We start from the raw sequence: 20,219 nt of genomic DNA on the forward strand, positions 1-20,219 counted from the left end.
CCCAACGCAGGTTGGGATCTGTTCAATAGATACCAAACAAAAGCCTTCATGTAGATAATTACTTGAAGGCTTTTTTTAATTTAAAATATAATAATTATGGCAGACGAAAAAGAAAAACCAAAACAAGGACAAATAAATATTGAATTGGATGAAAAAGTTGCTGAAGGCATATATTCGAACCTTGCAATCATAAATCATTCGGTTTCAGAATTTGTTGTGGACTTTGTAAACATTATGCCAGGGGTGCCTAAAAATAAAGTAAAAGCTAGAATTATATTAACGCCTCAGCATGCGAAGCGATTGTTAAAAGCATTAGGGGATAATGTCACTAGATTTGAAAATGCCCATGGTGAAATTAAAGATTACGAGCAACCTCCAATTCCTCTTAATTTCGGACCTACGGGTCAAGCATAACTTAAGTAGCACTAGTATTAAATCATCAATATTGTGCTTAGGAGGTTCTCGAAATTTGTAAAATGAGCAACCTCCAATTCCATTAAATTTCGGACCTACGGGTCAAGCATAAAATAGGTGTTTTCAAAATCGTAATAGAATACATAAAGAGGTATATCTTTTTAAAGACTAAAAAAGGATAAGAAAAAATTAAATGCGTTGTATCAACCACTCCTTAAACTCATAAAAATTCTGAGGCGACACACCATGACCAACAGGGAATTCAGAATAGGTATTCTTGATGTTCAATGCATTTAAAAAAGGTTGTGTTTTTCGCGCCCAATCTACTGGGATTACTTGATCTACACTTCCGTGGGAGCAATAAAAATCTAACTTAGAATAATCCTGCTCCTTTAAGTTTTTTGGTAAAATGTCTTGGTTGACATAACCACTAAGAGCAATTATGTTTTTTACTTTCTCAGGATACGTCAATGCAACAGCGTAACTCAAAATACTACCTTGGCTAAACCCTAAAAGTGTAATATTATCTTTTTTGACCGGGTATTTAGAAATGACTTCATCAATAAATTTTGATATTAGATCTACCGATGCTTTCGCCTGTACGTTATCATTCCACTTACCTTGCTCTTCGTCAAAATTAATGGCATACCACGCATTTCCATAAGGTTGCATAGGGTAGGGTGCTCTAACAGAAATAATTAAAAGTTCTTCGGGTAGTTCTGCCGAAAAAGAAAACAAGTCGTTTTCATCACTACCATAACCATGAAGCATTATTAATAACGGGGGATTTTCTTTTAAACTAGATTCCCGTAAAACATATTGTAATGAAAGTGACGTATGAACCATTTATTTACCAATATTTGCAAACCATTCTTGAAATAATTTTCCGAAAAAGGGGACGAGTTTTGTGTCTCCATTAATAGCATTTATAAGTCCGAAAATCCAAAAAATGAAAGTCCCAAACCATAGAATAGTGCCAAGTAAACTATTTACATATTTTTCAGTTACGTTTGAAAAAATCAAAAGTAAAATCAATCCAAGCATTTGTCTGATATGAAATGCCGTGAAGGGGTTTTTTAAATTTAAATTTTTAATAATTGCTATTATCAACCCAACAAACGTAAAGTAAGAAACTATTGCAAACGTTTTTCCTTCTTTAATATCGTGTTCTGTCATGTTATTTTAAAGTTATAGTATTATTTGCAATAACCCCGTAAGTAGTTCCCTTAAGTGTTTCTCCGTTAAATATGGCATTTTGGGATTTTGAAACAATATGTTCTTTTGAAAATGTATATTTTGAATTTGGATTGAACAATGTAATATTCAGCTTATTTCCAATGTTAATAGGTGTTTGTTCTAAACCAAATCTGGTTTTTCCATTGGTTAAAATCTCAATGGTTTTCTTTAATGTGAAACGACTTTGTAATGCTCCAAAAGCACTTTCCAAACCAATGGTGCCATAGTCTGCATGGTCAAATTCTATCTTCTTTAATTCGATGTCCAACGGATTATGATCGCTAGTTACCATATCAATTGTACCATCTTTTAGACCTTCGATAAGCGCATCAATATCGTTTTGGGTTCTTAAAGGTGGTTTAACTTTAAAATTCGTTTCAAAATCGGTTAAATTTTCATCTGTAAAATACAGGTTATGAATTGCAACACTACAACTCACATCCAATTTCTTTTGTTTTGCTTCCCTGATTAGTTGCACGCCTTTAGCAGTTGAAATTGTTGGGATGTGCAATTTACCTTCAGTATATTCCAATAAAAATAAGTCGCGGGCAATTTGTAATTCTTCTGCTAAGGCCGGATTTCCTTTTAAACCTAAAGATGTACTGGTAATATTTTCATTCATAACTCCAGAGCCGGAAATTCTATTTTCCTGCGGAAAAGAGCAGACCAAACCTCCAAAATTACTCGCGTATTGTAGCGCAATCTTCAACATGTTTGGGTTGGAAATTGGCTTCTTGTAATCGTAAAACGCTATGGCACCAGCGTTTTTCATATCGAAGAGTTCTGCTAAATCCTCGCCTTTACTACCTTGCGTTAAGGCACCGATAGGCAATGCATCAACCGCTTTGTTTAAAGCTTTAGATTTTACAAAAGCCACATCTGAACTCGTATCGATGACCGGATTTGTATTAGGGTTTAAGGCTACCGAAGTAAAACCAGATAGGGCAGCAGTTTTAATGCCGTTTTCTATAGTTTCGCGTTCTTCAAAACCTGGTTCTCCAAAAGAAACGCTACTATCAAACCAACCTTGGGAAACGTGAAGGTTTTCAAAAGCAATTTCTCGATATTTTTTAGGGTTTTTAAGATGGCTTCCAATTTTGGAAATTAATCCGTTTTCAACTAAAATATCTTGGGTAGTGTTATGAAAATCACTTTTAGAATCTAGTATTGTGGCGGATTTTATAAGTATGTTCATTTAAAATATTTTAAGATGAGCATTTCTATGAGTAACAGAATTAGTGCAAAAATAACAAACCATTTCCATAGCGCGTTAATTTTAGCGTCACTTTTTAAGGTGTCAAATAGAGCAGGTATCGAATCGCTTACGGTAACATGTTGCAAATTGGTAATGTCCTGATAGCTTAAATCACTCTCGGTTCTAATATAATTATAACTTACATTTTTTAGTGAAACAGCTTTGTTTTTAATAGTATAAATTCCAGCTTTATCAGGGGTTTCAATTGTTGTGATACTTACTTTATCGCCAAAACTCTGTTGTCTTGGAATAAATTTATCATCTCCTTTTTCTAAAGAGATTACGCCATCTTGTTGCAAATTCACTTTAACTTCATAGTTGTTTTGCACACCTATATTATAATAAAGCTGCGGAATTTTAAAACTACTTTTTGCAATATTATAAAAGGTGGGAACAATTAAAGGCGAGTTTTTAAAATTTGAATTTTTAGTATTCAATGCAGCAGTTACAAGATAAGTTTTAGAATTCCCTGTTAAAAAAGGTGTGCCATCTTCAAAAGAAAGTATCGAATTACTGCTGGAATTCAAATTGTAAAATGAATTAACCTTAGGATATTGAAAATTGGTAACACGCTTTTCAAATACGCCATTGTTGTAAAGTGGATGGCTATAATTGATTGTTGTAATGCGTTTTTCTGAAGTGACTAGTTCTTTAAAATCGAGTTTATAATTTCCCAATAAACCGTTATAAGAGCTAATATTTATAGCTTCCGAAGGAATAATTAGTAAAGCCCCTCCATTATTAGAATAAGCCATTAAAGCAGAGGCTAACGCATTCGGAATACTTTTCAAATCGTTTAAAACGATAAGGTTTTGATCGCTAATATTTGTATAGTTTAAACCATTTAATTTGGAAGTTGTAAACTCAAATTCATCATTTGTATAAATTCGTTTTAAGAAACCTGTGTCTGAATCGCTTATGGCTAAAACGTTTATTTTTTCTGAAGCATTTATGTTAAAATAAAGTGTATTATCAAACTGTAAATGCGTGTCGTTTATTTTTAGTTCGCCGTTGATCACTTCATTTACAGGTAAATCGAAAGTTACTTTTTCATTGGTAGTTATGGCAGTTGATGTCTTGGCTATTAAGTTATCATTGTTTAAAAGTGAAATTGGAATATTATCTAATGGATTCCCACTATTTTTTAAAACGACGCTTAATTCTAATTTCGTTGGACTCATATTTGATATATAGGCGCTGTCTATTGCTGCATTTTGAGTGTTTATAGGGATTAGTTTTACTGCTTGAATGTTTATCAAAGCATCTTTTTGTGGACTAAAACCAGTATCGGTATTTTGAAAATCTGATATAAAAATTAGATTTTTTAGCGTGCTTTTATCTTTGCTAAAAAGGTTTTTACTTTTTAAAATTGCGGCATTATAAGACAGTTGCTTTGATGAATAGTCTAATTGTAATAAGCTGTTTTTTGCGGCGCTTACCGTTGTGTTTTTAAAAATGTCAGTATTGGTTAAAATTGAAATGTCTTGGTTTTCTGGAACATTACTTATAATGTCTTGAATGGCGCGTTTTAAAAGTTTGCCATCTGCACCTTTGGCCTCCATACTAAACGAATTATCTAAGTAAACAACCGTTTCTGTCGTTCGGTTTAAGGTATTATTTTTAGAAAAATAAGGTTGCGCAAAAGCAATGATAATCGCAGCAAATAAAAGCAAACGTGTTAAAAGCGTTAACCATTTTTTTAATTGCGAACTTTTACGGGTTTGCATCGTAACCTTTTTTAAAAAGGCAACATTTGTAAAGGGGACTTTTTTAAATTTCCGAAGTTGAAATAAATGAACTATAATTGGAATTACCAGTAAAAATAAAGCGTAAAGAAGTTCGGGGTGTTTAAACTGCATTTATTTTATTGATTTGTCAAACCTACGTATTTTTTTTGATTTTTGTAAAACTAACAAAAGAAAATATAGTCTTTAAACGGTTCTAGGTTTAGTTTATTTAAATAGCTTTTTATGTCTTTTTGGGCTTCTTTATTTGCTACGGTAATTAAACTCTGGGGGTTTTTAATTTCAGATAACGCCTCAAAATTCAATAATTTTTTGCCATAAATGTCTTTGCCAATTTTATTCGGATTATCGCAAATCCATTCAAACGGTATATGTTTTTCCAAAAATAGTTTCGCCATAAATTTTCCTTTAGCACCTGCGCCCCAAATCACTAGGTTTTTCGAGCTATCATAATCAATTTCTAAAAAATGATTTATTTTCAATGGGATAAAATGATTTTCGGCATAATGCACATGTGTTCGTGATGTTCTTGTGCTGTAATCCCGCCATTTATGAATAACAGTATCACACGGGATACATCTAAAACCCTGTTTGTAAAATCGAAAGGCTAAGTCGTAATCTTCTGGGTAAACGTTAGGCTGAAACGCGTCACAAGCAATTAAATCTTCTCTATGAATCATCCAACATGGAGAAGGGATCACACATTCTTTATAGATTTCATTATAATTTTCGCCTTTTTCGGTCAAATTATTTAACCATGTTTCATAATTTTTATAACCGGAACCAATACCATGTTCATTAAAATAATCCACTAATCCTATGGCAATGTGTTGTTTTCCAGAGTTTAACAGGTTATTTGCTAAAACTTTGATTTTATTCGGAAGCATCACATCATCACTATCCATTCTAGTCATAAATTCGCCTGAACTGTTTTTAAAAGCTAACCTTAAAGCATCAATAATACCATTACCATCATTTTTTAATAGTTTAATTCTTTCGTCTTTTTTAGCGAATGTTTCAACGATATCATAACTATTGTCGGTAGAATGATCATCCACAATTAGTAATTCCCAATTGGTATAGGTTTGGTCAATTATAGACTGCAAGCATTCCTCTAAAAACTGTCCGGTATTTTTAAAGGGGGTTAATATGCTCACTAAAGGTTTTTGCATCCCACGAAGATAATATATTTAACAAAACCTTATGAATACATGGTAAAACATAGTCTTATTTTTATGCACTTATAATTAAAAATTTTACAGATGAATATTAGAGTTTTTGTGGCATCAACCTTTTTAAGTGTTGCGCTTTTTGGTTGTGGAGCAGGAAAAAATAAAGCCAACGATTTGGCAATTAATGTACCCATTGCATCGCATATAGATTTATCAAAAGTTACGGACGATAAAGCGCCAGTTACTATAAACCCAGGTCGTTTTACTACAGAAACGGTTACTTACAGATTGCCTAGAGTGATTCAAGGCACCTATTCTGTGAGTGATTTCGGGAAGTATGTTGATGATTTTAAAGCCATTGATTACGATGGAAACGAACTAAAAGTAACCAAAGTAGATACCAATACTTGGACGATTGAAAATGCGAAAGCTTTAGACAAAATAACGTACTATGTGAATGATACTTATGATATTGAAACCAAAGGAGGCATAGGAGGCGAAGAACCTTTTTCGCCTTCTGGAACTAATATTGAGCCTGAAAACTATGTGTTAAATCTGCATGGATTTATAGGTTATTTTGATACATTAAAAAACAATCAGTACAAATTGGATGTTACTGCGCCAGCAGATTTTGTGCGTACTTCTGCATTACAAAACGTGGCTTCCAAAACTAGTGATGATAATAAGTTTGTTACAACAAGTTATGCCGCTCCAAGATATTTTGATGTTACTGATAATCCTATGATGTATGGTAATTTGGATGTTGAGGAATTCCAAGTGGGTGATATTAAAATTGTATTGAGTGTGTATTCTCCAAACAAGATACATTCTGCTGCATCATTAAAAGAAACGATTTTTAAAATGATGCAAGCGCAAAAAGCCTATTTAGGAGATGTTAACACGACGCCGCGTTATGATATTTACTTGTATTTATCTGAAGGAAAAGAAGATTCGCCAAAAGGGTTTGGAGCGTTAGAGCATCATACATCAACTGTTGTGGTTTTACCAGAAACTATGGATGAAGAAGCATTGGCAGAAAGCATGATAGATGTGGTATCGCATGAGTTTTTCCATATTGTAACACCGTTGAGCGTACACTCTGAGGATGTGCATTATTTTGATTATGACACACCAACATTTTCTAAGCACCTCTGGATGTATGAAGGTGTAACTGAGTATTTTGCGACACTTTTCCAGGTGGATCAAGGGTTGGTTACTGAAGATGAATTTTTTGCCAAAATCATGGAAAAAATTCAAATGTCTAGGCGCTATAACGATGCCATGAGTTTCACTATTATGAGTGAAAATATTTTAAAAGACCCTTATAAAAATGAATACATAAACGTATATCAAAAAGGTGCATTAATTGGTATGTGTATTGATATTTTGATGCGTGAAGAAAGTAATGGTAATAGGGGGATTTTATCCTTAATGAAAGAGTTATCAAATAAGTACGGTAAAAACAAACCTTTTGAAGATGATAAACTAATTGCAGAAATTACAGCAATGACGTATCCATCTGTTGGGGAATTTTTAAATACGCATGTTGTAGGCGATTTACCAATTAACTATAACGACTTTTTTGAAAAAGTAGGATTAGAAATTGGTGATGCTAAAATTGAAACAAATTATATTATGATGAATGGTGCCCCAATTGTGAGCGGAGACGGACAAAAAGGCACTATCTTTTTCACAGATGCAGTTTTGGAAAATAGCTTTTGGGCTGAAAATGGTGCAAGACCAAACGATGTTATTAAAACCATCAATGGAACTAATTTAACGATGATGAATGCAAATCAAGTACTGCAAGAAGTATTTATGTGGAAACCTGGTAAGGAAATTGACGTAAAACTTGATAGAAACGGAGAGGAAGTCATCATTAAAACTACAACCACACAGCCCTATACTATGGGGAAAGGTTTAATAGAAAAAGAAGGAGCAACCGATGAACAAATGGCGTTACGTAAAGCGTGGTTAAAGGGATAGATCAAAAACAGTCCATCAAATTTGAAAAGCGATTAATCTTTAGACTAATCGCTTTCTTTTTTGGAATTTAGTTCCGATAGCTATCGGGATTGTTATTTGGAATTTAATATTTGTTATTTGGGATTTTAAAATTACCAGTTTAATCATCCAACAAATCCGGACGCAATTTTTGAGTACGCTTATAAGCTTCATCTTCCCGCCATTGTTCTATTTTTGGTAAGTTACCGCTAAACAACAATTCTGGGACTTTCCATCCTTTGTATTCTCTTGGTTTGGTATAAATAGGTGGTGCCAGTAAATTATCTTGAAAAGAATCTGTTAATGCAGAGGTTTCATTACCTAAAACCCCAGGGATTAACCGAATTACAGCATCACATAAAACAGCAGCAGCCAGTTCGCCGCCTGACAACACAAAATCGCCAATAGATATTTCTCTCGTAATTAAATGGTCACGCACACGTTGGTCAACACCTTTATAATGACCGCATAGAATAATAATATTTTCTTTCAATGACACTTGGTTTGCAATGCCTTGATGAAGCGTTTCTCCATCAGGTGTCATATAGATAATCTCATCATAGGAACGCTGAGATTTCAAACTAGAAATACATTTATCAATGGGTTCTACCATCATGACCATACCTGCACCTCCGCCAAATTGGGTGTCGTCAATAGATTTGTAATTATCAGAAGTGAAATCCCTAAGATTATGGAAATGAACTGCAACCAAGTTCGCGGCAATAGCACGTTTTAAAATCGAAGCTTCAAACGGACTTTTAAGTAATTCAGGTAATACGGTAATAATATCTATGCGCATAAAAGTAATCTTGTAGCAAAGATAAATTAATTGTTCTATTAAATATCAGGATGCCAAAACATATATTTGACAGCCTGAAATTTAATATGAATTTTAAAACTCAAATAAATAATCTAAGCTGAATTCACTCTTGAATTTTGTTTGGGCAAATTTACAAACTCATACATGCTGCTATTTAGCATTTTAACGTATAGGTCATCGTTAACAGAAACGGGGATTTTTAAATAGGGAAATTTTATAAGATAGTTGTCTCCCTTTTTTTTAATAAATTCAATTTTAACTGGCTTTTCTTCCATAATTTAAAAGTTTTAAGATTAATACCATTTCTTATTTGAAATAACCGTAATAAAACACCCTTTTTCCCTTTCTACTTCAACATAAAAAGAAACCGTAACTAAGGCTATGCTTTGTTTTTATGTCTTGTATAAAGAAAAAAATCATTATTTTATTTTACAGTAATTTCAAATAAGAAATGCTATGAACTATAAAAAATCAATATTAGATATCAAAAAATATTCCAAATCAAAATGATGGTGACATTTGAAAAACTGTCAGTTTACTGGTTCAAAAGCCCAAGAAGTTCCTCTTCAAAACCATGGGCAAACATATTGGCATGGCCATTTACAATTTTACTTTTATTATTAACCATAATTACTTTAGTTAAAGGATATATCGCTAATTGTTCAACAGACTGTTGGGGTTTTTCGAATAGGTACTCGTTTTGAAGCGCAAACTTTTTCTTCTTAACTGTAGAAGCCCATCTTTCAGTACTATAATCGTCTATATTTACTGAAATAAATTCTATTTCAGGATATTTTATCATCAATTCATTGACGCGCTTATGGCTGTTTTCAAAATAATCTTTATATAAATGCGACCAAAAATAAACAACTGTTGGCTTTTTAAATAAGGTATTAATAGCAACAACATCGTTTTGCAAGTTTAAAACTCGAACGTCAGGAAAATGTTCCCCAGGTTTTAATTTGTTAACAGACTTACTGTAAGATACAATCAAATCATTTTTCTTCTTGTCTGTGCTTTTCTCAAGAAATGATTTGATGATTTTATCGTTAAACTCAATTTTTTTGTTCTTTGAGAGAAAGCTCATTGAGTAATGATACAATAATTGATTTTTAATTTCAGTATTGCTCACCAAGCTGTCAATAGCTTCAAGTCTGTCCATGTTATAACAACAATCCGTCCAGCTAAATCGAGCCTTATCGGCATGTTTTAAATGAGATTCTAGGGCTATATTGTTAAAGCTATGTCTTAAAAAAGCGTGATAATTAAAATAATCCTTAAAAAAATCGTCATTATAATCAATGGTCTTTCGGTAATCGTAAAAATCATCCGGTAATGCCTCTATAATTTTTTTCTTATTGCGGCCATAATGTACAAAAGGATATATTTCTTTACTCGAAAAATAACTATAATCTATGTTGGCTTGGGCAATTTTATTAAATAATGCTGAAGGCTTATTTTTTTCCTGAAAATGTTTTAGCTTTCTATTCTTTTTTGTTCTAATGGCATTAATTTGATGTTCAAAAGACTCTGGAGTTAATTGACAAAATTTAAACACCCTTTTCTCTTCGATTTCATTTTGAAGAAAATCATTAATTAAATAGTTGTTCTTTTTTGCACCTTTTCCAGTATAAACTAAAGATTCATCAAAATCGAACGTATTCAAGCGAAACATAATGCTATCTCCAGGCTCTAGCAACACCATTTGTATTTCGCCTCCATGGCGAAACGTATAAAAACCAGGGTTTAAATTTTCAATTTTATAAGAAAAACGATTGTTCCCATCAAGTTTAACGGTATCGATAACGTCTTTAGAATCGAAAAGAACCACATAATCGGTATTCTTGTTAATTATCTCACCCCCCAAGATTGCATACTTGCACGAATCTTTACCGCAACTCACAAATGAGAAAAAAATACATACTATGTATATATAAAGTTTCATAAATCCCTCCTCGAAAAACAGATATTGTTACCTGTTGATACAAAAATATGTGTTGCTGATAGAATTCCCTGTTAATGCGTTGTTAAATGTTGTTATAGCTATCTTAAGAAATAAAGGCCTTAAGTTTCTTGTAACGGATAGAATTTTTTACTTTTGCACAAAATTTAAAATCGGGTTATGTTATCAGTTTCAAACCTTTCGGTACAGTTTGGTAAGCGTGTTTTGTTTGACGAAGTAAATACTACTTTCAATAACGGGAATTGTTATGGTATTATTGGCGCCAACGGTTCTGGTAAGTCCACATTTTTAAGAATTATTTCTGGAAAACAAGAACCTACTTCTGGACATGTGTCTTTAGAAACAGGTAAACGTATGTCTGTGCTAGAGCAAAATCATAATTTATATGATGAACATACAGTTTTAGAAACCATTTTAATGGGCAACAAACCGTTATATAAAATTAAAACGGAGATTGATGCCTTGTATGCCGATTATTCTGATGAAAATGCTGATAGAATAGGGGAGCTTCAAGTGAAGTTTGAAGAGATGAATGGTTGGAATGCCGATAGTGATGCTGCCGCCATGCTTTCTAATTTGGGAATAAAAGAAGAGCATCATTATTCTTTAATGGCAGATTTGGATGGTAAACAAAAAGTACGAGTACTTTTAGCGCAGGCTTTATTTGGAAATCCTGATGTGCTGATAATGGATGAGCCTACCAACGATTTGGATTACGAAACCATTTCGTGGTTAGAGAATTTCTTGGCTAATTATGATAACTGTGTGATTGTGGTATCTCACGATAGACACTTTTTAGATGCAGTTTGTACACATATTTCTGATATTGATTTTGGAAAGATCAATCACTTTTCCGGAAACTATACATTTTGGTATGAATCGTCTCAGTTAGCTGCGAGACAACATGCACAACAAAACAAGAAGGCTGAAGAGAAGAAAAAGGAATTGGAAGAATTTATACGTCGTTTTTCTGCAAACGTTGCAAAAAGTAAACAAGCAACCAGTAGAAAGAAAATGATTGACAAATTGAATATTTCGGACATTAGAAGAACCAGTCGTCGTTATCCAGCTATTATTTTTGAACGCGATCGTGAGGCTGGCGACCAAATTTTAAATATTGAAGGACTTTCAGCTACTTTAGATGGTGAAGTATTATTTAACAACATAGATTTAAACTTGGTAAAAGGCGATAAAGTAGTAGTGTTTTCAAAAGATTCTAGAGCAACAACAGCGTTTTATCAAATTATTAATGGTAATGAAAAAGCAGATGCTGGTAAATTTGCTTGGGGTGTAACAACTTCACAATCTTATTTACCTCTTGATAATAGTGAATTTTTTGATAGTGAATTATCTTTAGTAGATTGGTTACGCCAATGGGCAACTACTGAAGAAGAACGCGAGGAAGTTTATATTCGTGGATTTTTGGGGAAAATGATATTTAGCGGAGAGGAGGCGCTTAAAAAATGCAGTGTGCTTTCTGGAGGCGAAAAAGTGCGTTGTATGTTAAGTAGAATGATGATGATAAGAGCCAATGTTTTGATGCTTGACGAACCCACAAACCATTTAGATTTAGAAAGTATTACGGCATTTAATAATTCGTTGAAAAACTTTAAAGGCACAGTTTTGTTTACAACACATGACCATGAGTTTGCCCAAACAGTAGCAAATCGTGTCATTGAGTTAACACCAAGCGGTATTATAGACCGATATACAACGTTTGATGAATACATGCAAGACAAGAAAATTAAAGAATTGCGCGATAAAATGTATGCGGTAACTGCTTAATTTATTCCTGTAATTCTGACTCTGAGCTTAGTTTTTCTAGTAATACTTCAGCTTTATCAAGTTCGTCTTTGTGAACGTGTATTTCTTGAAGTCCTTGAATGGAAGCACCAAATCCAGCTAATCGACCCGACTCAGATTCATCTTTGATTATGGCGCAAATGTTTACGTCTTCAAGTGCTTTAAAAATACGTTGCACTTCAATAAAATTTCCTGAAAATACTTTGATGTAGTTTGACATAGCCGATAGTTTTAAAGGTTCTCTTCTAAAGATACAAAAAAAAATTAAAAAGTAGAAGCTTAAAAACTACCTACAACTCCTATCGTATTTCCCGAAAAATTAAAATTCCAAGCTATCTTTTTTGGCGATTTAGAATCATCATAAGCCTTTGAGTTAAACAGGAATTTGTCTATACCATCAACTATAATTATACTTAGAGCAGTAGAAAAGGCAATATCTGTTAGCCAATGCGCACCGTCAACCAATCTTGAAATAGGAGGAATAGCACCAATGCTATAAATACCAACTTTAACCCAAATATTCTCAAATTGTTTCGCTATAGCGTGAGACATTGTGATAGCCAATGCTGTATGTCCCGAAGGAAAGGAGTGATGGGAAGGTTTTGTTGAAAACAATTCAAAATCATAATTTCCAAAGCCTGAACTTGGTCTTGCTCTACCAACGCCACTTTTTAATAAACTTTGTATGACCCCATTAGTTATTGATGAAGAAATGATTAAAACGCTCGTTTTTCTAATTTTTTCATTCTTGGTAAGTATGCCAACACCATACAAACCTGCATTTGCCATAAAATAATTTTGAGGACTCCCAAAATACCAACCAAAATCGCGAATGGGTTTTGGGAAGTTTTCCTGATTTCTACCAAAAAAACGTTTGGTTTCATTGTCTAAAGTGGAAAGCGCAATAGTGCCTGCTAATAAGGTACCTAATTTTGCAAAATCTTTACCCTTCCAACGTAATGGTCTTGTAAATCCATGAACAACACCTTTTACAGTATATTTTATATCGTGTTTTAAAAGATGTGCTCTGCTGTCATCTTTAATAATAGAATCACTATTAATTGAGTTTTGTGCTTGTGTGAATAAGCACATGGTTAACGCAACAGTAAGCGTAATTAAACAGAAATTTTTAGAATGAACACTCATAGATTAACGCAATTCCGCCCCCAATTGTTTTTCGAAATTGGTTTGTAATTTAGTCATTATTTTATCTATTTGTTTATCATTAAGTGTTTTGTGTTCATCTTGAAGTATAAAACTTACCGCATAACTCTTTTTGCCTTTAGGTAGATTTTTACCTTGATAGACATCAAACAAATTCACGTTTTTCAATAATTGTTTTTCTGTTTGTTTTGCAATCTTATATATAGACTCAAAAGTAACTGCGTCATCTATTAGTAGAGCAAAATCGCGCTTTACCTCTGGATATTTCGGAATCGCTTTAAAAACAATTTTGTTACGTTTTACAATTTCCAGAATGGCATCCCAATTAAAATCGGCACATACTACTTCTTGAGAAATATCAAAATGTTTTAAAACTTGCTTTGTAACCAATCCAAATTCAACCAATTTTGTTTTCCCTAAACTTAAAGAAATACCTTCGCTAAATACATCGTTTTTAATTGGTGCTTCACTAAATCTTAAAATTCCCAATCGTTCCAAAACAGAAGTGACAATACCTTTTAAAAAGAAATAATCACTTTTTGAGTTTCCAGATGCATTCCAATGGTCTTGATTTTGATTTCCAGTAGCAAAAAGCGTTAAATGCTTTGGTTCTGCTTTTTCTTCGGAATAATTATGATAGGTCTTTCCGAATTCAAAAAGCTTTAAATCTTGTCGCTTTCTATTGCTATTATATGAAACGGCTTCCAGTCCTGAAAACAATAAAGACTGCCTTAAAACCGACAAATCATTACTTAAAGGGTTCAACATTTCAATATTATGCGCTTCTTTTAATTGTTCGCTTAGCGCAGCATAATTGGGCGTCGTTAATGAGTTTGAAAGAATTTCATAAAACCCCTGGGCAGCCAGTTGATTCCCTATGGTGTTTTGAATTTTATAATCTTCAAAACGAGACATACTAGAGATAGAAGCATTTAGTTTTTCTGAGATTGTTATGTTGTTATAACCATACACTCTAAGAATTTCCTCAATAATATCAGCTTCTCGTTGCACATCATTTCTATAAGCAGGAACTGTTAAACCCAATCCTGTTTCAGTAACATTATTCACTTTAATATCTAAAGCAGACAAAATACTTTTAATGGTTTCCTTCGGAATTTCCTCTCCAATAATTTTACGAGCATTATCAAAACTTAAGCGCACCTGGAAGTCTTCAATTTTTTTTGGATAAATATCCACAATATCACTTGTAATATCGCCTCCAGCCAATTCTTGGATTAACAAAGTGGCACGTTTTAAAGCATATTCCGTAATATTAGGATCGATACCACGTTCAAAACGGAAAGACGCATCGGTATTCAATCCATGGCGTTTTGCGGTTTTTCTAACACTTACGGGGTTAAAATAAGCACTTTCTAAAAATATATTTTTTGTTTGTTCGGTAACACCAGAATCGATACCACCAAAAACACCAGCAATACACATTGGTTTTTCGCCATCACAAATCATTAAATCTTCTTCGTGCAACTCACGCTCAACACCATCAAGGGTAACGAATTTTGTGCCTTTTTCAAGCGTCTTTACCTCAATTTTGCTATCTGTAATTTTTGCGGCATCAAAAGCATGTAGCGGTTGCCCAAGCTCGTGCAATACATAATTTGTAGCATCAACTATGTTGTTTATGGGGCTTAAGCCAATGGCTTTTAATCTGTGTTTTAACCAATCGGGAGATTCTGAAACTTTTATTCCAGAAATAGTAACCCCACAATAACGTGGTGCTAATTCTTTATCAATAACATTAACATCCATTTTAAGCGTTCTGTTTTCAACATTAAACGCGCTAACCGATGGTGTCATTAATTCTAGGTTAATTTCTTTTTGGGTTAAACCAGCTTTAAGATCGCGAGCCGTACCATAATGGCTCATGGCATCGGCACGATTTGGTGTTAATCCAATTTCAAAAACCGAATCGTTTTCAATATCAAAAATATCGGCTACTGGCAATCCAATTTTAATACTTCCATCTAAAACTAGAATTCCATCGTGAGATTTACCCAAACCCAATTCATCTTCAGCGCAAATCATGCCATGACTTTCCTCGCCTCTGATTTTTCCTTTTTTAATGGTCCAAGCTTCACCTTCTTCAGTATATAAAGTTGTGCCAAGAGTAGCAACTGGCACTTTTTGGCCTGCAGCTACATTTGGTGCGCCACACACAATTTGTATAGGAGCGTCGCCGCCAACATCAACGGTGGTTACTTTAAGCTTGTCTGCGTTGGGGTGTTTTTTACAAGTTAAAACTTTACCAACAACAACACCTTCTAAACCTCCTTTTACAGATTGGTATGTTTCTATGCCTTCAACCTCTAATCCTAAATCGGTAAGTAATTCGCTTGTTTGTTCTGGTGTCCAATCTGTTTTAATAAATTGTTTCAACCAGTTATAAGAAATCTTCATAAATCATATTCACTTTGAACTCGCAAATATAATTTTTTTGCATCTAGCAATCAACAGTAGTTATCATATTTTATGGCATAGAAAACGTATAGAAGCTCAAAATGTTAATTTTTAACAGTCTCTTAAAGAAGCGTTAATTAACAGTATTGGGAAAAGCTTTAACAAAACGCTAACACTCGAGCGCGTAATTTGGCAATATCTTGTAGATGGAATAAGATGTAACTCTTGTTTTAATCAATCAAAATCAACTTGCAGAATTAAAACTCAATCATATGTGGTTGGGTTTTTTTGTGTCAGCTTATATAAGGACGAGACACGCGTTGACAGAACAAGTAAAAACTGGCTCTAGCGGGGTTCAAGAGGGAATATTTCTGGTCTTCAGGATACAATTTTCAACAGGGATACTATAGTGGAGAATAATGGAGAGTTGCCTATAATGGCAATACTGGTGATGATGCATACGCTTTAATGGAACTTAGTGGAAGTTTTAGGCTTGAAGACAATTCCATTAAGGAGAAATACAGAATTAAAATAATTGAATTCAAAAATCGTTACCTTTGTGACTATATGCCAATACTATGGATATACAATTAGAAAAATATAAGCTAATGGAATGGTTGGTGAACCTAAAGGACGAATCGATTATTTCAAAATTGAAGAATATCAAGAATGGGCTTTCGACATCTTCTGATTGGGCTGATGATGTCTCTGAGACAGAGAAGTTATTGATTGAAGCAGGGTTGAAAGACATTGAGGAGGGAAATACGTTCACCCATGAGCAAGTAATGAAAGAAATTAACGAAGCTTACGGCATTTAGTTAATGGAAATTATTTGGACGAGACTAGCCAAGGTTACCTACAGGGAAGTTTTTAAAACCTCGAATGGAGATGGACAAAAAAGGAAATGAGGAACTTCAGAGGTCTAACTAACGAATTATTGGAAAAGGTCAAGAATGGACAGGTAGTTCATCCATTCGCAAACGAGAAGTTAGGTATAAGAAAGGGAATCGTCCATAAAAATGTTTCCTTGTTTTATAAGGAGGAAAGAAAGAACAATAAAATTTATTTGATTACATTTTTCAATAATCGAATGGACCTGGGGCATTAAAGAAATTATTAAAGTAAAAGTGATATAATGGATCACTTTTTTTGTGTAAACATTAGGTTGATTTTTCTGAGCTTTTTTCCATTACCTTTAACTTTTTGGGATCTCACATTCCACATCCCAAGAATTTACATCAACTTTTTTCTTTAAACTGATGTTCGTTTTCCATTTAGCTTGATTCTTATATAAATGTCCGTTTGATTGTTTTTATATAAGGACGAGATATAAAAAAATAAAAAAAGCCTAAAACATTTCTGTTTCAGGCTTACTATTTTTGTGACCGGGCTGGGGCTCGAACCCAGGACCCTCTCCTTAAAAGGGAGATGCTCTACCAACTGAGCTACCAGGTCATTATTTCAACAACTAACGCATTGCGGTTAGCGGGTGCAAATATAAAATGTTTAATTAATAAAACAATACTTTTTCTGAAGAAATTTTTGTTTTTTTGCGGTTCAAATACGTATGTTTTTAATAATCAATTTATAGCGGGAAAATGATCATTGTATTAATTGGGTATATGGCTTCTGGAAAGACGTCAATTGGAAAAAAATTAGCAGAAAAATTGAATTATAATTTTCTCGATTTAGATGCTATTATCGAAGAAAAAGAAAACATGACGGTGACCGAAGTGTTTAAGGAAAAGGGGGAAATCTATTTTAGAAAGAAAGAAGCATTTTATCTCAATGCACTATTAAAGTCTGAAAATAAGACCATTTTATCAGTTGGAGGAGGTACGCCTTGCTACAGCGGAAATATGGATGTTTTGCTAAATAACAAAAACGTTAAGAGTATCTATTTAAAGGCGTCCTTAACTACTTTAGTTGAAAAGTTAATGCGAAAAAAAGCGAAACGTCCGCTAATTGCCCATATTGAAACTAAAGAAGAAATGACAGAGTTTATTGGGAAGCATTTATTTGAACGGATACAGTTTTATAATCAAGCAGAAATTCAAGTATCTATTGATAATAAAACTAAGGACGACGTTGTTGAAGCTATAATTTTGGAGTTATTCTAAAACTACTTCATGAGATTTTCCTTCTAGAACCACTTGAACATGTTCATGTAACGATGTAGATAATGAAATGCCTTTAAAATCTGCTTTCACGGGATATTTTTTATGATTTCTATTGACCAAAACAGCAGTCTTAAATTGTTTTAAAGGTACATTTAAAAAATGTTTCACACCATAAATTAATGTGGTGCCAGAATTTAATACATCGTCAACCAAAACAAGTGATTTGTTGGTGTATTCATCTGGTTTTAAAGATGTAGAAATTGTGTCCCAAGGTTTTTTCTTATCAATAGTAACGCGACAAAGTATAGGTTTTATATCCGAAATTTTTTCGAGAAGTACCTTTAGTTTTTTTGCCAACACATAACCGTTACTGTCTATTCCAGCAATAATAACCTCGGTTTCATTGACGTTACTCTCGTAAATTTGAAACGCTATACGTCTTATTTTATGCTGAATTTCTTTGTGATTAAGAATTACATTGTCCTTTAAATTCATGTGTAAATTGTAAATTAAACTATAAAATTACTCATTTTCATCTGTAAAACCGTCAATATCCCGTCTATCTTTTTTAGTAGGCCTTCCTGTGCCTCTTTTCCTGTAATACTCTTTAGAATATTTTAAAAGTTCTTGCGCTTCAAACTGTTCTTTGGGTGTGGTATCCACTCTATAAATATCTACTAATTTTGCCGAAACTCTACTGGCGGGAATATCATTAACCGTGAGTTGGTAGTTGATTTGGTTTTTACGCAATTCAATTTTATCCATAGGGAAAACTTCCCGACTGGGTTTAACCACATCGCCATTAATTTTAATATGACCTTTTTTACAGGCAGTAGTAGCCAAAGTTCTTGTTTTATAGTATCTCACACACCATAAAAATTTATCAATACGCATAACAATTCTTATAAAACTACGTTAATGTTTAGGTGCAAAATTATATTAAAATTGTATCTTGCACGCCAAAAATAAGCAATAATGAGTTTAAGAAAAATTGGTTTTTTAATATTATGTTTAATGCTGGGTTTATCGTCTTGTAAGAAGGATGATGATGCTACAGATATTCCTCAAGTTGTTATTAGGGATAGAGGCGAACAGCAAATGGCTGATAATGATTCTATAATTAAATATCTTACGACTCATTATTATAATGCAGGTGCTTTTGAAGGTAATACAAACCCTAAAATATCTGAATTGATAATTGATGAAATACCTGAAAGTGGTGTTTTGCCTAACGCTACTGATAAAGTTTTGTTTACTGATGATGGTATTGAGAATGATGAAGTAGAGACAGAAACCATCACTTTTGCTAGTGTAGAATATAAAATTTATTTTTTACGATTAAATACCGGGGGGGGAGAAGAGTTTATAGATTTCTCTGATAGAATTTCATATACGTATGAAGGAAGTTTGCTTGAGGATGATGATTCTGTTTTTGATAGTGCTGTTACTCCAGTACAGTCTAATCTTATAGGTAATGGTGTTGATGATGGAGGATTGATAGCTGGGTTTAGAAAAATCATGCCAGAATTCAAGGGAGCGGAGTCTTTGACAGATAATGGTGATGGTACATTTAATTTTTCAAATCACGGTACAGGAGTTATGTTCTTGCCATCTGGTTTGGCTTATTTTGCAAATCCAAGGCAGGGCAGCGGTATTCCTTTGTATGCCCCATTGATCTTTAAATTTGAATTATACAAAAGTTTTAATAATGATTATGATAACGACGGTGTACCATCCCATATTGAAGATATTGATGGTGATGGAGAGTTCTCAATAGATCCTGATGACCGAGAAAAAGAAGGTGATGATGATACTGATAATGACGGTACACCAGATTTTGTAGATGCTGATGATGATGGTGACGGTGTTTTAACGAAAGATGAAATAAAAATTAGAACTGTAACTAAGGATACGCTAGAGGAAGTTCAAAATGAAACATTAAATCTAAATGAGCAATTAGTCGAAATTCTTAAAGATGAACTTAATAACAAATTTGTTGGAACAATCATCGAATTTACCGATACTGATGATGATACTATTCCTGACTATTTAGATGCTGATTAAAATTAAGCTTACAATGATAAAACACACAAAAAACTCGCCAAATT

19 protein-coding genes and 1 tRNA gene are annotated in these 20,219 nt (G+C 33.3%); 6 read left to right on the forward strand and 14 right to left on the reverse strand.

From position 1 onward, the window contains the following. Window positions 1–96 precede the first annotated feature (96 nt). On the forward strand, window positions 97–414 hold the full coding sequence (locus ABXQ82_RS09935; RefSeq protein WP_367058593.1) for a DUF3467 domain-containing protein: 318 nt from the start codon (window positions 97–99) through the stop codon (window positions 412–414). A 189-nt stretch (window positions 415–603) separates the two neighbouring features. Here the strand turns inward: ABXQ82_RS09935 and ABXQ82_RS09940 are convergent, their stop codons facing one another. Genes ABXQ82_RS09940 through ABXQ82_RS09960 form a run of 5 tightly spaced genes read right to left on the reverse strand, consistent with a single transcriptional unit; the run spans window position 604 to window position 5,807 of the window. After that, window positions 604–1,260 (reverse strand): alpha/beta fold hydrolase, encoded by a 657-nt coding sequence (locus tag ABXQ82_RS09940; RefSeq protein ID WP_367058596.1) that lies wholly within the window; start codon window positions 1,258–1,260, stop codon window positions 604–606. Then, complete coding sequence (locus ABXQ82_RS09945) at window positions 1,261–1,590, reverse strand: hypothetical protein (protein ID WP_367058599.1); 330 nt, start codon at window positions 1,588–1,590, stop codon at window positions 1,261–1,263. Between the two features lies 1 nt (window position 1,591). Continuing rightward, entirely contained in the window at window positions 1,592–2,845 is a 1,254-nt protein-coding gene (locus ABXQ82_RS09950) for a dihydroorotase (RefSeq protein WP_367058602.1), read from the reverse strand. Continuing rightward, a complete protein-coding gene (locus ABXQ82_RS09955) occupies window positions 2,842–4,764 on the reverse strand; it encodes a BatA domain-containing protein (RefSeq protein WP_367058605.1) in 1,923 nt (640 codons plus the stop codon). The genes ABXQ82_RS09950 and ABXQ82_RS09955 overlap by 4 nt, the downstream gene beginning before the upstream one ends. Before the next feature lie 50 nt (window positions 4,765–4,814). Continuing rightward, on the reverse strand, window positions 4,815–5,807 hold the full coding sequence (locus tag ABXQ82_RS09960) for a glycosyltransferase family 2 protein (protein WP_367058608.1): 993 nt from the start codon (window positions 5,805–5,807) through the stop codon (window positions 4,815–4,817). A gap of 105 nt (window positions 5,808–5,912) precedes the next feature. On the opposite strand from ABXQ82_RS09960, the gene ABXQ82_RS09965 reads away from it, so the two are divergent. After that, complete coding sequence (locus ABXQ82_RS09965) at window positions 5,913–7,808, forward strand: peptidase M61 (RefSeq protein WP_367058611.1); 1,896 nt, start codon at window positions 5,913–5,915, stop codon at window positions 7,806–7,808. 139 nt (window positions 7,809–7,947) lie between these two features. Here the strand turns inward: ABXQ82_RS09965 and trmD are convergent, their stop codons facing one another. From trmD to ABXQ82_RS09980, 3 genes are all read right to left on the reverse strand, one after another. Continuing rightward, a complete protein-coding gene (gene trmD, locus ABXQ82_RS09970; protein WP_367058614.1) occupies window positions 7,948–8,625 on the reverse strand; it encodes a tRNA (guanosine(37)-N1)-methyltransferase TrmD in 678 nt (225 codons plus the stop codon). 113 nt (window positions 8,626–8,738) lie between these two features. After that, complete coding sequence (locus ABXQ82_RS09975; protein ID WP_367058617.1) at window positions 8,739–8,921, reverse strand: hypothetical protein; 183 nt, start codon at window positions 8,919–8,921, stop codon at window positions 8,739–8,741. 260 nt (window positions 8,922–9,181) lie between these two features. Then, the gene (locus tag ABXQ82_RS09980) at window positions 9,182–10,513 is read right to left on the reverse strand and encodes a hypothetical protein (protein WP_367058620.1); all 1,332 of its coding nucleotides are present in this window, start codon (window positions 10,511–10,513) and stop codon (window positions 9,182–9,184) included. A gap of 255 nt (window positions 10,514–10,768) precedes the next feature. On the opposite strand from ABXQ82_RS09980, the gene ABXQ82_RS09985 reads away from it, so the two are divergent. Next, complete coding sequence (locus ABXQ82_RS09985; protein ID WP_367058623.1) at window positions 10,769–12,394, forward strand: ABC-F family ATP-binding cassette domain-containing protein; 1,626 nt, start codon at window positions 10,769–10,771, stop codon at window positions 12,392–12,394. A gap of 1 nt (window position 12,395) precedes the next feature. Here ABXQ82_RS09985 and ABXQ82_RS09990 read toward each other — a convergent pair whose 3' ends face one another. The 3 genes from ABXQ82_RS09990 to pheT are packed head-to-tail and all read right to left on the reverse strand — an operon-like array spanning window position 12,396 to window position 15,991. Further along, window positions 12,396–12,632, reverse strand: a complete 237-nt coding sequence (locus ABXQ82_RS09990; RefSeq protein WP_367058625.1) for a DUF2007 domain-containing protein — start codon at window positions 12,630–12,632, stop codon at window positions 12,396–12,398. 59 nt (window positions 12,633–12,691) lie between these two features. After that, window positions 12,692–13,558: a phosphatase PAP2 family protein gene (locus ABXQ82_RS09995; RefSeq protein WP_367058628.1), complete on the reverse strand. Its 867-nt coding sequence runs from the start codon at window positions 13,556–13,558 to the stop codon at window positions 12,692–12,694. 3 nt (window positions 13,559–13,561) lie between these two features. Next, window positions 13,562–15,991 (reverse strand): phenylalanine--tRNA ligase subunit beta, encoded by a 2,430-nt coding sequence (gene pheT / locus ABXQ82_RS10000; protein ID WP_367058631.1) that lies wholly within the window; start codon window positions 15,989–15,991, stop codon window positions 13,562–13,564. Window positions 15,992–16,599: 608 nt separating this feature from the next. Between pheT and ABXQ82_RS10005 the strand changes: the two genes are divergently transcribed. Further along, window positions 16,600–16,809, forward strand: a complete 210-nt coding sequence (locus ABXQ82_RS10005; protein WP_367058634.1) for a hypothetical protein — start codon at window positions 16,600–16,602, stop codon at window positions 16,807–16,809. Window positions 16,810–17,373: 564 nt separating this feature from the next. Here the strand turns inward: ABXQ82_RS10005 and ABXQ82_RS10010 are convergent. Next, a tRNA-Lys gene (locus ABXQ82_RS10010) sits at window positions 17,374–17,446 on the reverse strand. A gap of 143 nt (window positions 17,447–17,589) precedes the next feature. Here ABXQ82_RS10010 and ABXQ82_RS10015 point away from each other — a divergent pair. Continuing rightward, window positions 17,590–18,111 carry a shikimate kinase gene (locus ABXQ82_RS10015; RefSeq protein ID WP_367058637.1) on the forward strand — a complete coding sequence of 174 codons (522 nt, stop codon included), beginning with the start codon at window positions 17,590–17,592 and terminating at the stop codon, window positions 18,109–18,111. Here the strand turns inward: ABXQ82_RS10015 and ABXQ82_RS10020 are convergent. Beyond that, complete coding sequence (locus tag ABXQ82_RS10020; protein ID WP_367058640.1) at window positions 18,103–18,606, reverse strand: phosphoribosyltransferase family protein; 504 nt, start codon at window positions 18,604–18,606, stop codon at window positions 18,103–18,105. The genes ABXQ82_RS10015 and ABXQ82_RS10020 overlap by 9 nt on opposite strands. A 27-nt stretch (window positions 18,607–18,633) precedes the next feature. Continuing rightward, a complete protein-coding gene (locus ABXQ82_RS10025) occupies window positions 18,634–19,005 on the reverse strand; it encodes an RNA-binding S4 domain-containing protein (RefSeq protein WP_367058643.1) in 372 nt (123 codons plus the stop codon). Window positions 19,006–19,086: 81 nt separating this feature from the next. Here ABXQ82_RS10025 and ABXQ82_RS10030 point away from each other — a divergent pair, with 81 nt between their 5' ends. Next, entirely contained in the window at window positions 19,087–20,175 is a 1,089-nt protein-coding gene (locus tag ABXQ82_RS10030) for a hypothetical protein (protein WP_367058646.1), read from the forward strand. The last annotated feature ends 44 nt before the right edge of the window (window positions 20,176–20,219 follow it).

This window comes from Algibacter sp. 2305UL17-15, from assembly GCF_040720935.1.
Classification (GTDB): Bacteria; Bacteroidota; Bacteroidia; order Flavobacteriales; family Flavobacteriaceae; genus Jejuia.

Bases quoted from the DNA above. Each gene is read 5' to 3' on its own strand.
- ABXQ82_RS09955 (WP_367058605.1), bottom strand. From the start codon at position 4,764: ATGCAGTTTAAACACCCCGAACTTCTTTACGCTTTATTTTTACTGGTA.
- ABXQ82_RS09985 (WP_367058623.1), top strand. From the start codon at position 10,769: ATGTTATCAGTTTCAAACCTTTCGGTACAGTTTGGTAAGCGTGTTTTG.
- ABXQ82_RS09945 (WP_367058599.1), bottom strand. From the start codon at position 1,590: ATGACAGAACACGATATTAAAGAAGGAAAAACGTTTGCAATAGTTTCT.
- ABXQ82_RS10020 (WP_367058640.1), bottom strand. From the start codon at position 18,606: ATGAATTTAAAGGACAATGTAATTCTTAATCACAAAGAAATTCAGCAT.
- ABXQ82_RS09995 (WP_367058628.1), bottom strand. From the start codon at position 13,558: ATGAGTGTTCATTCTAAAAATTTCTGTTTAATTACGCTTACTGTTGCG.
- ABXQ82_RS09940 (WP_367058596.1), bottom strand. From the start codon at position 1,260: ATGGTTCATACGTCACTTTCATTACAATATGTTTTACGGGAATCTAGT.
- ABXQ82_RS09975 (WP_367058617.1), bottom strand. From the start codon at position 8,921: ATGGAAGAAAAGCCAGTTAAAATTGAATTTATTAAAAAAAAGGGAGAC.
- ABXQ82_RS10015 (WP_367058637.1), top strand. From the start codon at position 17,590: ATGATCATTGTATTAATTGGGTATATGGCTTCTGGAAAGACGTCAATT.
- ABXQ82_RS09965 (WP_367058611.1), top strand. From the start codon at position 5,913: ATGAATATTAGAGTTTTTGTGGCATCAACCTTTTTAAGTGTTGCGCTT.
- ABXQ82_RS10025 (WP_367058643.1), bottom strand. From the start codon at position 19,005: ATGCGTATTGATAAATTTTTATGGTGTGTGAGATACTATAAAACAAGA.
- trmD (WP_367058614.1), bottom strand. From the start codon at position 8,625: ATGCGCATAGATATTATTACCGTATTACCTGAATTACTTAAAAGTCCG.
- ABXQ82_RS09950 (WP_367058602.1), bottom strand. From the start codon at position 2,845: ATGAACATACTTATAAAATCCGCCACAATACTAGATTCTAAAAGTGAT.
- ABXQ82_RS09935 (WP_367058593.1), top strand. From the start codon at position 97: ATGGCAGACGAAAAAGAAAAACCAAAACAAGGACAAATAAATATTGAA.
- ABXQ82_RS10005 (WP_367058634.1), top strand. From the start codon at position 16,600: ATGGAATGGTTGGTGAACCTAAAGGACGAATCGATTATTTCAAAATTG.
- ABXQ82_RS09990 (WP_367058625.1), bottom strand. From the start codon at position 12,632: ATGTCAAACTACATCAAAGTATTTTCAGGAAATTTTATTGAAGTGCAA.
- ABXQ82_RS10030 (WP_367058646.1), top strand. From the start codon at position 19,087: ATGAGTTTAAGAAAAATTGGTTTTTTAATATTATGTTTAATGCTGGGT.
- pheT (WP_367058631.1), bottom strand. From the start codon at position 15,991: ATGAAGATTTCTTATAACTGGTTGAAACAATTTATTAAAACAGATTGG.